The organism is Tateyamaria sp., from assembly GCF_039945315.1.
Classification (GTDB): Bacteria; Pseudomonadota; Alphaproteobacteria; order Rhodobacterales; family Rhodobacteraceae; genus Tateyamaria.
Genome location: NZ_JBDUXB010000038.1, coordinates 15725 through 29418, shown reverse-complemented (window position 1 = coordinate 29418; position 13694 = coordinate 15725). Strand labels below are relative to the sequence as shown.

The following is a 13694-nucleotide window of genomic DNA, read 5'->3' as shown; positions in this document are numbered from 1 at the left end:
AAGACCTAACTCGTTTGGGAGGACGAAAATGAACCAATATCCCCACTTGCTCGCCCCGCTTGACCTTGGCTTTACCACACTGAAGAACCGCGTGTTGATGGGGTCAATGCACACCGGACTTGAGGAAACCAAGGACTGGAACCGCGTGGCGGAGTTCTACGCAGAACGCGCACGCGGCGAAGTAGGGTTGATGGTCACCGGCGGGATTGGCCCGAACCTAGAAGGGTCCGTACTGCCCGGCGCGGCGATGATGACAACGGACGCAGACATCGAAAACCACTCTGTGGTCACGCAACGGGTACATGACGCAGGCGGCAAGATCGCCATGCAAATCCTGCACGCGGGCCGCTATGCCTACGGACCAAAATGTGTGGCCCCCTCTGCTGTGAAATCTCCGATCTCTCCCTTCCCTCCCACAGAACTTGACGAAGAGGGCATCGAAAAGCAGATCAGCGACATCGTGGCGACGGCCGCGCGCGCCAAACAGGCGGGCTATGACGGGGTCGAGATCATGGGGTCCGAGGGCTATTTCCTCAACCAGTTCCTCGTAACCCACACGAACAAACGCACAGACCGCTGGGGCGGATCATATGAGAACCGCATGCGCCTGCCCGTCGAGGTGGTCCGCCGCGCCCGCGAAGCGGTGGGGACAGATTTCATCATCATTTACCGTCTTTCCATGATCGACCTTGTGCCGAATGGGTCGACCTTTGACGAGGTCGTACAACTGGCCAAGGCCGTTGAGGCAGCAGGTGCGACGATCATAAACACCGGTATTGGCTGGCACGAGGCCCGCATTCCGACAATCGCCACATCCGTCCCGCGGGCCGCTTTTGCATGGGTCACGAAAAAGCTGATGGGACAGGTGGGCATCCCTGTCATCACCTCAAACCGCATCAACACGCCGGAGGTGGCCGAAGATGTGTTGGCCACAGGCTGCGCCGACATGGTGTCGATGGCCCGGCCCATGCTCGCGGATGCGCATTTCGTAGCCAAAGCGCGCGATGGAAAAGCAGACCATATCGCGCCTTGCATTGCGTGCAATCAGGCCTGCCTTGACCACACCTTCTCAGGTAAGTTGAGTTCCTGCCTTGTGAACCCGCGTGCCTGTTCCGAGACGGAACTGGTCATTGAACCGGTAGCCACAGCCAAATCCGTCGCCGTGGTTGGCGCAGGCCCTGCAGGCCTTTCGGCAGCCATGACGGCCGCAGAACGCGGCCACACCGTCACACTGATCGACCGTGCAGATGAGATCGGCGGGCAGTTAAACATGGCCAAGCAGGTGCCCGGTAAAGAAGAGTTCTGGGGTCTCGTCGACTGGTACCGCACCATGGTGGCTGAACTAGGCATCGACGTTCGTCTGAACACCGAAGCGACACCAGACATGTTAAGCGGATTTGATGAGGTGATTATCGCCACGGGAGTTTTGCCCCGCGACCCCGGCATTCCCGGGCAAGACAGCGCGCACGTGCATTCCTATATCGACGTGCTCAAGAAACGCAGCCAACCCGGCAAACGAGTGGCTGTAATCGGCGCGGGCGGCATTGGATTTGATGTCTCTGAATTTCTTGTGCACGAAGGCACCAGCCCGACCGAGAACCTGCCCGACTGGATGGTTGAATGGGGGGTCAGCGACCCCGCAGTGAACCGTGGCGGCCTCGCCCCCGAAGGCCCTAAACCCGACGCACCTGCGCGGGCGGTCACATTGCTGCAGCGCAAGGCAGAAAAGCACGGGCGTCGATTGGGCAAAACAACAGGTTGGATTCACCGCGCCGCACTCAACATGAAAGATGTGCAGTTCGTGGGCGGAGTGAACTATGAAAAGATCGACGAAGCAGGGCTGCACGTATCGTTTGGTGAGGCACGCGAAAACCCGACACTGATCGAGGCGGATGATATTATTCTCTGCGCGGGGCAGGTGCCGGATCGAACCCTTGCGGATGCCTTGGAGTCAGCAGGTATTTCCCACCACATTATTGGCGGCGCGGATGTTGCCGCCGAACTGGATGCAAAGCGCGCCATTGATCAGGGCACACGGTTGGCGGCTCAAATCTAGCCTTGGCTTGCAGGGCTCCACACCCGACGTTAGCGTCTGATCATGCCGATTTGCGTCTTTGATATCAGCCCCGAGGGCACGGCAGTCTCTTCCGCTTTGTCCGATCCGGTGCCCCATCAGCACTACCGCTGGTGCCATTTCGATCTCGGAGATCCTGAGCTCCCCAGCTTTCTTTCGGACCATGTGCCTGACATTCCGGCAGCGGCCCTGACTGCTCCCGAAACGCGTCCGCGCTGCGATAGCTATGGGGAGGGGCTGATCCTAAACCTGCGAGGCGTCAACCTGAATGCGGACGGACCTGCTGATCAAATGGTGTCTGTGCGTCTCTGGGTGACTGCGGGATTGGTTGTGACGGTCCGCCTGCGCAGGGTGTTTGTCTTGGACGACATGCGCAGCGCAGCTGCGGCGGGCAAGGCACCTTCAACCCCAATGGAGTTTGTGGGCACGCTGAGCGCGTCACTGATGCGGCGCGTCAGCGACTCGGTCTTTGCTCTGAGCCAGCGCGTCGACACGATGGAAGACGGGATAGCAGAAAACACCGGTTTTCTGCCCGGCGACCTGGCAGATGATCGACGCATGGCGATCCGCTTTCGTCGCTACCTTGGCCCGCAACGAGATGCGTTGCTCGCGCTTGTTGCCACGCAGACCGATCTGATGTCCAAAGGGCAGCGGGCACAGCTGCGCGAACAGGCGAACCTTGGCAAGCTGGCCGTCGAGGAACTGGATAGCCTTATCAGCCGCATGACAGCCATCCAGGACCATCACAGCAGCCAGATCGCGAGTAAGCAGGCCCATAACGGTTACATGCTTTCTCTAGTGGCAGCGATCTTTCTGCCCTTGGGCTTTGTGACTGGATTGTTCGGCGTCAATGTAGGTGGCATGCCGGGCCTGCAGTCAGACTTGGCCTTTACCGTTTTATGTGTGGCGCTGGTTGTTCTAACAGGACTTGCGGTCTGGATATTGCGCCGGATGGGCTGGTTGTGATCCGGCGCAAGACGTGCGCTACTCGACAGTGATTGTAATCACCTCGCTCGTCACGGGCGGCGAGTGCGGAATGTGGTTCAGGTCCCCAAGAACAAGTTGCATCGTGTGGGTGCCTGCGGGCAGATCGATGGTGGTTTGCGTTTGCCCACCACCGAAATGAATATGATTGTCATCCGCAGGCAGGCCGTATTCTAACTCTTCAGCACCCTCCTCACCCTCTCCTATCGGGGGACGGTTCAGCAATAGGTGGTGATGGCCTGTATTTTCTTTTTCCGTACCCGCAGGTGCAACGCCCATGCCTTCCAGACCGAAAACGACGGTCACAGGAGATGAAACTGTGTCGCCGTCTTCAAGGCCTATGAAATAGACTGCTGCATTTTCGGGTACTGGCGTGCCTTGCGCCCAAAGAGACGTCGACATGAGCAACCCCGCGCCGAATGCGATCACTAAAGGTTTCATTGATTTCCTCCTCCGTTTATTGATGTTCACAGAAAGTTAGCGCTCTAAGGACCGAATTCATCTCAACTCATGCTCAACAAACCGTGCGTGATGGCATGGGCGCGATTTATCCGCGTCTTTGGCGCTATTCTGTTGCGCTGACGGGTCGGCGCGACTGGGGTGATGATCTGGCGCAGACAACTTGTCTGCGTGCGCTGGACAAGGCCGATCAGTTCGAAGTTGGCACCCATCTCGACCGTTGGATGTTCCGCATGTGCCAACGCGTGTGGTTGAACGAACTGCGCTCGCGCAAGATGCGCACGGGCGGCGGCCTTATGCCGGTTGAAGAGATCGACCTTGCTGACAATTCTCCGGGCACCGAAGTGAATATTCTGGCGCGTCAGGTGTTATCCCATGTGAATGCCCTCCCTGAGGCCCAACGGCAGTCCGTCCTGCTCGTCTATGTGGAGGGGTTCAGCTACAAGGAAGCGGCAGAGATAATGGAGATCCCCGTGGGTACCGTGATGAGCCGGTTGGCCGGCGCACGCAAAAAGTTGAACACGATCATGGCCGACCCGGAGGGAGGCCAGCAATGAACACGCCCCGCGCCTTTAGTGACGAGGATCTAACCGCCTTCTTGGACGGCGAGGCGGATGATGCGCTGATGGCCGATATCTCCGCAGCGCTTGAAACAGATCCGGACCTGGCAGATCGGATGGCGGGTTTGGAAATACCAATGGATGCTATTGCAGGGGCCTTCGATCAGATGCTTGCCGATGCTCCGGCGATGCCAGTTTTACCTACACCGGAGGTCGCAAAACCGGAACCGGCCAACACCAATGCGCCCCTCAAGTGGGCGTGGGGACTTGGCACTTTCGGCACCGGGATCGCAGCCGGACTGGCCGTTGCACTTTTCACAGGCTTTGGTACGCCTGAACCTGCGCCGCGCGGCTGGGTCAGCTTCGTGGCCAGCTACCAGACGCTATACACGACCGCTACGCTGACAGAAGTAAATCCGACTGAGGCAGAGGCTGCACTTCAGCTCGCGTCCGTATCCGAGGGGATTGGCATTGATCTAGCCGCACTGCCACAGGCCGAAGGTTTGACGTTTAAGCGGGCGCAACTTTTGGGCTTTAACGGAAAGCCTCTGGTACAGATTTCCTACCTTCGCGATGACGGCACGCCTGTGGCTCTGTGCATCATCCCTGCGGGACCGGATGCGAAAGGCGTGAGCATGGGGGCCGCTGAAGGCCTTGATGCAGCGCGCTGGAACACGCCCGGTTTCGGCTTCCTGCTGATCGGTGGACAAGACGGCGAACCGCTCGCGCAAGAGGCCGAAACCTTCCAGGAATGGTCGCAGGACATCGCCACTTAAGCGAACGCCGTCGTTTCCATGCCCGGAACGATTCCTGCAATCACCCCGATATTATCCCATCCCCGCCCTGATTGTGCCGCGATTGGCCGCGATACACGGTCCTCGAAGAACTGAGAAGAAAGGGCCGGGCATGGACCGCCTTACCGAGATGGAAGCCTTCGCTATGGTCGTGGACCAGGGCGGGTTTACGGATGCTGCCAAGAAGATGGGGATTTCCAAGTCCGCCGTCTCAAAACACGTTTCGTCTCTGGAAGCCCGTTTAGGTGCCCGTCTTTTAAATCGCACCACACGCCGCGTTTCGCCAACTGAGATTGGCTTGGCCTACTACGACCGTGCCCGCCGCGTGCTGAATGATGCTGGCGAAGCGGACTCACTGGTCACTTCGATGCAATCGGCGCCTTCTGGTCTGCTACGTATCTCAGTTGCGACAGATTTTGGAGTCAATCACCTGTCACCCCGCCTGTCCGAATTCCTCGCCGATTTCCCGGACATCACGGTCAACATGGTTCTGAACAACCGCTATGTAGAGCTGATTTCGGAAGGCTTCGACATGGCCGTGCGGATCGGTGAGTTGGAAGACAGCACACTGCGCGCCCGCAAGCTGACCGAAACGACCAAGCGCATGATCGCGAGCCCCAAGTATTTTGAACAATATGGCCGCCCTGAAAAGATCGACGATCTGAACGAGCACAAGCTGCTCCATTATTCCAACCAGTCCTCCGGCAACATGTGGAAACTGACCGCGCCATCAGGCGAAAAACGTCAAGTGCGTACGGCTGGCTGGCTATCTGTTAATGACGGGCAATCCCTTCTGAATGCCGCCGTTTCCGGCCTTGGCATCGCCTACCTGCCCAGCTTTCTTTATGCGGAGGCCCTCGAAAAGGGTCTGATCGAAGATGCGATCCCGGACCTGCCGCTTGAGACCCAAGGTATCTATGCTGTTTACCCTCCAGGCCGCTTTACGCAGCCGAAGGTGCGCGCGTTCATCGACTTTTTGGTGCACGCATTTGCGGACAAAGGCCCCGCAGACTGGTAACGATTTATTCCCTGGCCGATCGTTCGGTTTTGCCTCGGTGTGAGAACACCGGGGCATTTTTTTGGGTGCATAACGCGAGAATTTTCCCGGAGTCTCCTTATTTCAATGAGGTCCCGAAGTGGTCTGGCCATCAAACGGGGCACTGCAACTTGACGGAATTGGGGTAATTTAATTGTCAGTTAAACGGCTTAAGCCCAGCCGGATCTAAGAAGATCCGTTTTGACACGAAAAATTTGTCAGGGCGACACCTCAAGACTCGCAAACAACGCCGTGAGAGCCTCAATATACGTGTGGAGGTTGTCGAAATCAAAGGGATCGTTTTTGCTCACCTCGGGGTCCCAAAGCAGTCTTGAGAACAGGTAGAGATCGTTGGCAGCGTCAAAACGAACATAAATGAAACAGTTGTATTGCTTGCGCGGTGCTCCTTTTAAATCACCGCGACAACTCAAAAAGTGCGGTTGAACAGTCGACGTAGAGGTCGGAGCATACACCAACATTCCATATGGAACTGTTCCATTCGAGAACTTTTCGACTTCTGCTGGCTTCAACTCGTCGTTTGAATAAAACTTGTACGCGGCGCCGGACAAATAAATGTCACCGATATAGGTGTCCATGATCACTTGAACCTGCTCAATTCGAGAGCTGAAGTCTTGATCTGCCTGGGTCAGACGACCCCACAAAAAATCCATCTTCTCAAACTTCTGTAATATCGGCGCCACATGTGAGCTGTTTCGTGAGATTGTCAGAAAAAGCTCGTCGCCAGAGCCATTGTTGAGCTGAAACCGACCGTCGCATATCCGAAACTGACGCCCGCCGAGATCAATTGTCTGCCCATCCGGTGCAAATCGATCGCCGGGCTTGCAATAACTCTCTGCTTTGGCGGGTTGAGCCAGTGGTACAGCTATCAAGAATAGGACTGCTAGGAATTTGATGATCGAAAACGGAACCGCCAAATCGATTTTCCTTTTTCCAGCATCTGATGCCTTGCAAAAAATCACCTAAAGCGTGGATCTCCAACGCCCCGAGCAGTGCCCCGCGCGCAGTCAATTTGATCTAAAATGCCGGCAGTTCAGACTAGCAACCCCGTTCAGCCGCGAGGGCTTCGATGGCTTCCTTTTCGGACGCGGGCGTGTCTGGGTTCAAGCCAATGCGCGTTGCGTATCCGCACCATGGACCGGGGTTTTCCGGTTCGTAGAGGGGAACAGGCTCGGGCTCAAACTCGGGTTCTTCTGGAACCGGAGGCGCGAGACAACCCGTCAGACCGACAATCGACAACATAACGCAAAAATTCCGCATATTTATCCCTCACGCGTGGCTGTCACCAGCTTCACAAGCTGGGCGCGATTTGCAAGAAGAACTTTTGCAAAAGCGTCCGTGAGCGGAGAGGCTGATCAGCTCTCAGGCACTGGCGTTGTACCCTCCACCAGATCGACGGGAACGCCCTGCAAATCCTCCGGGAACGCTTCACCCGCCGGAACATCATCGGGCGGCAGTTTCTTTTCCACGGTGATGCGAATCCCGACCTCATCGGTCGGGACTCCATCGATCCATCGCCGCGCGACTTCGACCGAGATGACACCTTGCCGTGACATCCAGTCCCGGCGCACGGAATCAAGCGCCTCAGTCGCAGTTTTGACGTGATCCGGATCTGCCACTTTCACCTCCTGCTTAGTAGTCTTGACCGTAGTCATATTCGCCCGAATGACCACCACAGGAACAGCCACCGCCGCCGTGTTCTTCCGCCTCCATCATCTCAAGCAACTGGCGCAGAAACCTCAGATCATCAAACGGTCTGGGGTCTGGGCGCGGGCGGGGCGGGTTAAAGATCGGAATGCGCCGGCGGATTAGCAGATCACAAATCTCTGGATAGCGCTGGCAAATGTTGAATACGGGTCTGGTCGGGATTGGCCGGGAGGGGCAGAAAATCGGCAGGAACGAGAAGTTCAGTGCCGACGCGACAGGTTTGATTGGATTGGCCAGTGCGTTTTCCGCTGACGCTGGCGATGGGTTCCGTTCCCCCCCAAAGTGCAGGCCAATTGCCCGGTTTGTGCGCTCGTTCAACCAGATACTGCCAGAGTCACCCCCCAAGCTGATTTCAACATCCACAGCAGGCCATGGCGGACGCGGAACGATGCGGATCTGGTTTGTGAATGCCACAACACCCGGATCGCCGTAGTCGATGGACACACTCATGCTGACCCCATCCACGATGCCCTTGGTCAGACCCGTGGTGCGGCCAGATTTTTCGACCTCCATACCCAGTGTCGCGTCGTCTGTGCCGGTGACAGTGCCAATGTTCATGATGTCACGGCTGTGCGCGCGCGCGCTGTTGAGCGTCGCAACGGCGGCGTCCATGGACGAGTCGAGCCGCATCCGCGTGAGGGTCGCAACCGCCTCTGTTCCGCCATCGACCCGGCCCGGTTGCAGGATGTCTTCGCCCACAGCCGCAGCCGAACCGCCAGCCAGAACGTGCCAGTTTGAGAGGATCATTGGTCGACAGCTCGCACGATCAAACACGATTGCGCCCAGCGTGCCTGCCGTAACCCTTGGGTTGCCACAGCTGATCCCGCCGACAAGTGGGTTGAAAGCCGTGGTGCGCTCAATACCGACCCCCACTTCGCCCATCAGGTCCTCAAGAGCGACACGGTCGGTGCTGACATCCGCTGGCGCGTAATCGCCTTCGATCACGTCGACCGGAAACCCGCCTTGCTTCGTGAGCGACTTGCCGGTTGTGTTGAAAACTTCGCTGGAGGACAGGTCAGTGACGGGCTTTTTGCGCGCGACATGAACACGAAGTGCCACGTCGTCCGTCATGACTTTGTCTTTGATCTTAAAGCCCACATCCACAGCCGTGACCCCGGGGCGGCGCATCCATTCACGGCGCACTTCGTTCAGTTTTTCGATCGCGCTGTCGACGGTCTTTTTGTTGGGTGTTTTTGGCATCTTAACTTGCTCCTAAATTGACTTTTACGGGACGCAGGGCGACCAAAAGAAAAGAGAATTGCGTTAAAAATATCGGCATCCAAAAATGACGCCCGGCGTTTCAATGCTCCAATAATAGCATAAAAACGCACACTGTTGCAACTCAGGCGTGAAATTTAAACCCGCGACAGTTGTTACCGGACGGCAGAAACCCTACCGCAGACATATAGCGGCACCTGACGAACCGTGGTTGGCTGACTATTCTTCGATCTGCATCTCGGCGACCAGCGCCGCCCACCCTGCGCCATGCATATCGCGGTCTGAAATTGTGCCCTGAACCGACGGGCGGGGCACGGAAATTTTGACGACGTTCAGGCTTTGGATATCGAACCGTTTCAGCAGTTGTTCGGGTGTATCGAACCGTTCGGCAACGGCCTTGGTCGTCAGGCCGTTCTTGATGCGCTCAAACGCTTCCGCCGAGCCGCAGAAAATGTCCACCGTCACCCAGAATGGCCCGGCATTCTTGGACCGCACCTTTTCGGCCAGATCGCGCACTTCAGGCATCGAGTACCTCAAGTGTGAAGGCGTCCATCGGATCATCCAGCCACATCACGTGGTTCAGGCAGAATTCGTAGACGGGTCCGCGGTCGATCTCGGCCGGAGAAAAGGGAAAGGCGAATGTCGGCACTTCCTCTTCTCGTGTCAGCGGGTGGTGCAACAGGTAGGGGTTCAACAGCTTGCCAATCTCATTGGCCAGTTCCGGCGTTTTTGCGGTCACCAAACCAAGCGCCCCGATCTCGACAGGGTCAGCCACACGGGTTTCCAAGTCGCCCAGCACCGAGTTTTGCCCAATCAGTCTGATTTCGATGGTGAAATCATCCGCCGTGGCACTGGTGCGTTGCAGCGCCTTGTCGGTGCATTTGGCGATGATGTCCTTGGCCCAGGTTGCCGCATTGGTCACGTAGTGTGGGTCGCGCACCACGGCGAGCACCACTGTTTGATACCCAGCCACGCGCGCGCCTTCGAGTTTGACATTATAGCCGTTCGCCTTGCGCCAGACTGATCCCGTGACCCGCACGCGGGTGTCATCGAGCGCGTCATAGCGCGCCTCGGTCACGTCCAGCGTGCCGCCCGGTTCGTGCAACAAATACGGGTCCGCATTTTCATAGAGCATGTGGGCGGAGACTGTATGCGGGGTCGCCCGCGCATCATCGGCCAATGGGGTAAGCGTAAACGCCGCGCCCTCCCAATCGATCTGGATCACGCCGGATTGCGGGTTGGTGGCGCACAATGCGCCGCATTCTCCGATTTTGGCTGCGTGCCATGCCGGTCCGGGATCAATGCCTTTGGCAATCGGAAGGGCGGCGATGATCGCCGTGTCGGTCGTGCGCCCCGCAATCACGATGTCCGCCCCGGTGTCCAGCGCGCAGGTGATTTGTTCCACTCCGGCCAGCGCCACGATGTTGGTGCAGCTTTCCAGCATGGGCGCATCAATGTCGGGTGCGGGCGTGAGCGGCGTGATCCAGTTCGCGCCAAGTGCATCAACGACACGGTTCGCGGGTTGGTCGGATTTCAGGACCGCGATCTTGGCCGTTTCGCCGCGTTCAGTCAGAATCTCTTGGGTGATCTCGACCAGCCAGTCCACCGCACTGCCAGCACCGCAGGTGCCCGCTGTCCCAATCACCAGTGGGCATCCCGCACGGCGTGCGGCGTCCATCAGCCCGGCCCATTCCAGCTTGGTCGAGGAGCGGGCGTATTTGGACACACCGCGCCCCAGATAGGACGGCCCGCTGTCCGTTGACCCCCCATCGATGGCGATCAGGTCCGGTTTGTTGGCGATCCCGCGTTCCAGCGCGTCGTGGTCATAGCCAAGCCCAAGCGCGCCAGAAGGGATGAGCACCCGCACCATCGCTTAGTCGATTACCCGGTCAGGTCGCTTGAGGATCGGGCGCAGGAACATTGGCGCGACAAACCCCACAATCGCTGCGACCCATAGGCCGATGGCAATCGGAGACGACCACAGATAGCTGACATCGCCGTCCGACAGGATCATCGCGCGCCGCAGCGCGTCCTCCATGTGCTTGCCCAGCAGGATGCCAAGGATAATGGGCACCGTTGGTATCCCGATCTTGCGGAAGAGGTACCCCATCACGCCAAAGCCGGTCATCAGCAGCAGGTCAAAGTAGCTGCCTGTCAGCGAGAAGATCCCGACAAAGCTGATCATCATCACCCCCGGCAACAGCAGCGAAGGCGGCACGGCGAGAATGTACACGAACAGCTTTACCATCGGCACGTTCATCACCAGCAGCACGAAGTTGGCGATCAGAAGCGAGGCGATCAGACCCCAGACAACTTCGGGCCGGTCAGTGAACAGGGTTGGACCGGGTGTGATGTTCAATGTCATCAAAAGCGCCAAGAGCACCGCCGTGGTGCCCGAGCCCGGAACACCCAAGGTCAGCATCGGGACCAAAGCCCCGCCAGCCGCCGCATTGTTCCCGGCCTCTGGAGCCGCGATCCCGCGCGCAACACCAGTGCCAAAGCCACCTTTTTTGCCCGCAATGGATTTCTCGGACATGTAGGCCAGGAAAGAACCCAGCGACGCCCCTGCCCCCGGCAGAACGCCAGCGACGAACCCCACCAGACTGGCCCGCAGCATGGTAAAGAAGGATTGCCCAATCTCGCGGAACGGGATGGTCACCTTCTCAAGTTTGATCCCAAGCGAGGAATCCTTGCCCTGCTTTTCGATGTAGATCAGCACCTCGGAGACAGCGAAAAGCCCGACGAGCGGGACAAGAAAATCAACGCCGTCCATCAGGTGCAGGTTTCCGCCGGTAAAGCGCGGCATACCCGTCTGGTTGTCCAGCCCGATGGTCGCAATCGCGAGCCCCAACGCCGCCGCAAAGGCCGCCTTGGCCTGGTTCTTGGACGACAGGCCACCCAATGTACAAAAGGCCAGCAGATAGAGCGCGAAATACTCGGCCGGACCAAACTGATAGGCCACCCGGCTGAGCAGAGGGGCGAGCAGCATCAACCCGATGGTGGCCAGAAGTGCGCCGACGAAAGAGGCCACGCCAGAGATCACCAGCGCATCGCCGGGGCGCCCGTTCTTGGCCATCGGATAGCCATCAAGGGTTGTCATCAGGGCCGGTTCGTCGCCCGGAATGTTCAAAAGGATCGAGCTGATCCGCCCGCCATACATCGCCCCGTAATAGACCGAGGTCAGCAGAACGAGCGCCGAGGTCGCATCCAGCCCCAGCGAAAAGGTCAGCGGAATAAGGATCGCCACACCGTTCGAGGGACCAAGCCCCGGCAACGCGCCGATGATTGTGCCCAGAAAACAGCCAATAACAGCCAGCATCAGGGTCCATGGGCTGAGCGCCACCGAGAAACCCAGCGCAAGGTTGGAAAGAATGTCCATGGCCTAACCCCTCCAGCCTTTGGGAATGGCCTGCAATGTCTCTAGGCCCAGCGCATAGCGGAAAAGCAGGTACAGGCCGATAGCCAGTCCAATGCCCACCATCACGTTAAACGTCAGGCGTGGGGTGATCAGGTAACTGAGAATCCCGGCCGCCAGAGTGGTTGGGATCAGAAAGCCCAACGGTTTCAGCGCGTAGGCGTAGGCCACCATGACAACCACTGAAATAAAGATTTTGAGGATGGCAACCGGCGCGGGCCATTCGGCCTCGTCCTCCGGTTTGAAAATCATCACGATCCCACAAAGGACCGCGATAGCACCTAACCCAATGGGAAAGGACTTCGACCCCATCGGGTCAGACAAAAAGCTGGTCTGAAGCTGAAGGGCGCTCGCGATATACGCGAGCGCCGCCAGAATCACGACCAGTCCGAAGACTCGGTCCGATCGAAGCATGTGTCAGCGCCTTACTGGATGACGCCGATTTCACGGCTCAGTTCTTCGGTGTCAGCGATCACGCCGTCCACCCAGCTTTGGAAGTCGCCGCCGACTTTGGTGAATGGCGCCAGACCATTCGCAGCCATGGCTTCTTTCCACTCGGCGCTTTCAGCAACTGCGGCCAGCTTTTGGCCCCACTCGTTGAACCGGTCGTCCGAAATGCCCTTGGGCACATACAATCCACGCCAATTCACAGCGACCGTTTTATAGCCCTGTTCGACAGCCGTAGGGACGTCTTCAAAGCCCGGAACCCGCTCTTCGGTCAGAACGGCAAGCGCTTTGACTTCGCCGGACTTCAGGAAGCCCACGATTTCCGACATGTCACCAGTCATACCCGTGGTGAATCCACCGATGGTCTGGGTGATCGCATCTGCACCACCGTCCACACCGATATACTTGATCGAACGGATGTCAGAGATGCCCGCCTCTTTGGCCAGCATCAGCACTTTGAGATGGTCAAAACCACCCGCAGCTGAACCGCCCGCAAAGGATACGTCGTCGCCAGCTTTGATAGCATTCATCAGGTCATCAAGGCTGTTCAGCGGGCTGTCAGCCGCCACCACGATCACGCCGGGATCGGCACCGATTGCGCCAACAAAGCGCACCTGATCTGCGGTTGCTCCGCCATAGGCGTTCTGCGCAAGGCGTGTCGCTGTCGCTTGCGATGCGGCCACGATCAGATCGCCATCGTCATTGCGTTCGTTCACGACGCTTGCAAAGGCCAGACCACCGCCGCCACCGGCCATGTTGGTCACCTGAACAGGTTTATCGACCTGGCCAATATCATAAAGAATTTTGCCGATCTGGCGGCAGGTAAAGTCCCAGCCACCGCCGGGGTTCGCAGGCGCAATGCATTCAGCGGCTTGGACCGCGCCAGCAGACAAAAGAAACGCGGTCGCAAGACCGGTCAAACGGGTTTTCATAGATATCCTCCCAATAGTCATTGTGCCCCCGGTTTCCGGGTGGCCTTTTT

At 58.1% G+C, this 13694-nt stretch carries 15 protein-coding genes; 5 read left to right on the top strand and 10 right to left on the bottom strand.

What is annotated here, in order from left to right:
* Positions 1-28: 28 nt before the first annotated feature.
* Both ABJD00_RS11660 and ABJD00_RS11655 read left to right on the top strand, forming a co-directional pair.
* Positions 29-2056, top strand: a complete 2028-nt coding sequence (locus ABJD00_RS11660) for an FAD-dependent oxidoreductase (RefSeq protein ID WP_413833221.1) — start codon at positions 29-31, stop codon at positions 2054-2056.
* Between the two features lie 42 nt (positions 2057-2098).
* Positions 2099-3040 carry a zinc transporter ZntB gene (locus ABJD00_RS11655; protein WP_413833219.1) on the top strand — a complete coding sequence of 314 codons (942 nt, stop codon included), beginning with the start codon at positions 2099-2101 and terminating at the stop codon, positions 3038-3040.
* A gap of 18 nt (positions 3041-3058) precedes the next feature.
* Here ABJD00_RS11655 and ABJD00_RS11650 read toward each other — a convergent pair whose 3' ends face one another.
* The gene (locus ABJD00_RS11650; protein ID WP_413833217.1) at positions 3059-3499 is read right to left on the bottom strand and encodes a DUF4399 domain-containing protein; all 441 of its coding nucleotides are present in this window, start codon (positions 3497-3499) and stop codon (positions 3059-3061) included.
* Positions 3500-3594: 95 nt separating this feature from the next.
* Here ABJD00_RS11650 and ABJD00_RS11645 point away from each other — a divergent pair, with 95 nt between their 5' ends.
* From ABJD00_RS11645 to ABJD00_RS11635, 3 genes are all read left to right on the top strand, one after another.
* On the top strand, positions 3595-4074 hold the full coding sequence (locus ABJD00_RS11645) for an RNA polymerase sigma factor (protein WP_413833215.1): 480 nt from the start codon (positions 3595-3597) through the stop codon (positions 4072-4074).
* The gene (locus ABJD00_RS11640; protein WP_413833213.1) at positions 4071-4853 is read left to right on the top strand and encodes an anti-sigma factor family protein; all 783 of its coding nucleotides are present in this window, start codon (positions 4071-4073) and stop codon (positions 4851-4853) included. Before ABJD00_RS11645 ends, ABJD00_RS11640 begins: the two co-directional genes overlap by 4 nt.
* 130 nt (positions 4854-4983) lie before the next feature.
* On the top strand, positions 4984-5889 hold the full coding sequence (locus ABJD00_RS11635) for a LysR family transcriptional regulator (RefSeq protein ID WP_108835962.1): 906 nt from the start codon (positions 4984-4986) through the stop codon (positions 5887-5889).
* A 236-nt stretch (positions 5890-6125) separates the two neighbouring features.
* On the opposite strand, the gene ABJD00_RS11630 is transcribed toward ABJD00_RS11635, so the two are convergent.
* The 9 genes from ABJD00_RS11630 to ABJD00_RS11590 all read right to left on the bottom strand — a co-directional run bounded on the left by ABJD00_RS11630 (position 6126) and on the right by ABJD00_RS11590 (position 13644).
* Positions 6126-6842 carry a hypothetical protein gene (locus tag ABJD00_RS11630; RefSeq protein WP_413833211.1) on the bottom strand — a complete coding sequence of 239 codons (717 nt, stop codon included), beginning with the start codon at positions 6840-6842 and terminating at the stop codon, positions 6126-6128.
* Between the two features lie 121 nt (positions 6843-6963).
* Positions 6964-7185, bottom strand: a complete 222-nt coding sequence (locus tag ABJD00_RS11625; protein ID WP_413833209.1) for a hypothetical protein — start codon at positions 7183-7185, stop codon at positions 6964-6966.
* Between the two features lie 95 nt (positions 7186-7280).
* Positions 7281-7544: a hypothetical protein gene (locus tag ABJD00_RS11620; RefSeq protein ID WP_413833207.1), complete on the bottom strand. Its 264-nt coding sequence runs from the start codon at positions 7542-7544 to the stop codon at positions 7281-7283.
* Positions 7545-7557: 13 nt separating this feature from the next.
* On the bottom strand, positions 7558-8832 hold the full coding sequence (locus ABJD00_RS11615) for a hypothetical protein (RefSeq protein ID WP_413833205.1): 1275 nt from the start codon (positions 8830-8832) through the stop codon (positions 7558-7560).
* A gap of 237 nt (positions 8833-9069) precedes the next feature.
* Positions 9070-9375 (bottom strand): DUF4387 family protein, encoded by a 306-nt coding sequence (locus ABJD00_RS11610; RefSeq protein WP_413833203.1) that lies wholly within the window; start codon positions 9373-9375, stop codon positions 9070-9072.
* Positions 9368-10720: an acyclic terpene utilization AtuA family protein gene (locus ABJD00_RS11605; RefSeq protein WP_413833201.1), complete on the bottom strand. Its 1353-nt coding sequence runs from the start codon at positions 10718-10720 to the stop codon at positions 9368-9370. The genes ABJD00_RS11610 and ABJD00_RS11605 overlap by 8 nt, the downstream gene beginning before the upstream one ends.
* Before the next feature lie 3 nt (positions 10721-10723).
* Positions 10724-12229 (bottom strand): tripartite tricarboxylate transporter permease, encoded by a 1506-nt coding sequence (locus ABJD00_RS11600; RefSeq protein ID WP_108835956.1) that lies wholly within the window; start codon positions 12227-12229, stop codon positions 10724-10726.
* A 3-nt stretch (positions 12230-12232) separates the two neighbouring features.
* Positions 12233-12679: a tripartite tricarboxylate transporter TctB family protein gene (locus ABJD00_RS11595; RefSeq protein ID WP_413833199.1), complete on the bottom strand. Its 447-nt coding sequence runs from the start codon at positions 12677-12679 to the stop codon at positions 12233-12235.
* An 11-nt stretch (positions 12680-12690) separates the two neighbouring features.
* Positions 12691-13644, bottom strand: a complete 954-nt coding sequence (locus ABJD00_RS11590) for a Bug family tripartite tricarboxylate transporter substrate binding protein (RefSeq protein WP_234423511.1) — start codon at positions 13642-13644, stop codon at positions 12691-12693.
* Positions 13645-13694 lie beyond the last annotated feature (50 nt).

Coding starts and splice junctions, on each gene's coding strand:
- ABJD00_RS11660 (WP_413833221.1), top strand. CDS start 29: ATGAACCAATATCCCCACTTGCTCGCCCCGCTTGACCTTGGCTTTACC.
- ABJD00_RS11655 (WP_413833219.1), top strand. CDS start 2,099: ATGCCGATTTGCGTCTTTGATATCAGCCCCGAGGGCACGGCAGTCTCT.
- ABJD00_RS11650 (WP_413833217.1), bottom strand. CDS start 3,499: ATGAAACCTTTAGTGATCGCATTCGGCGCGGGGTTGCTCATGTCGACG.
- ABJD00_RS11645 (WP_413833215.1), top strand. CDS start 3,595: ATGGGCGCGATTTATCCGCGTCTTTGGCGCTATTCTGTTGCGCTGACG.
- ABJD00_RS11640 (WP_413833213.1), top strand. CDS start 4,071: ATGAACACGCCCCGCGCCTTTAGTGACGAGGATCTAACCGCCTTCTTG.
- ABJD00_RS11635 (WP_108835962.1), top strand. CDS start 4,984: ATGGACCGCCTTACCGAGATGGAAGCCTTCGCTATGGTCGTGGACCAG.
- ABJD00_RS11625 (WP_413833209.1), bottom strand. CDS start 7,185: ATGCGGAATTTTTGCGTTATGTTGTCGATTGTCGGTCTGACGGGTTGT.
- ABJD00_RS11615 (WP_413833205.1), bottom strand. CDS start 8,832: ATGCCAAAAACACCCAACAAAAAGACCGTCGACAGCGCGATCGAAAAA.
- ABJD00_RS11610 (WP_413833203.1), bottom strand. CDS start 9,375: ATGCCTGAAGTGCGCGATCTGGCCGAAAAGGTGCGGTCCAAGAATGCC.
- ABJD00_RS11605 (WP_413833201.1), bottom strand. CDS start 10,720: ATGGTGCGGGTGCTCATCCCTTCTGGCGCGCTTGGGCTTGGCTATGAC.
- ABJD00_RS11600 (WP_108835956.1), bottom strand. CDS start 12,229: ATGGACATTCTTTCCAACCTTGCGCTGGGTTTCTCGGTGGCGCTCAGC.
- ABJD00_RS11595 (WP_413833199.1), bottom strand. CDS start 12,679: ATGCTTCGATCGGACCGAGTCTTCGGACTGGTCGTGATTCTGGCGGCG.
- ABJD00_RS11590 (WP_234423511.1), bottom strand. CDS start 13,644: ATGAAAACCCGTTTGACCGGTCTTGCGACCGCGTTTCTTTTGTCTGCT.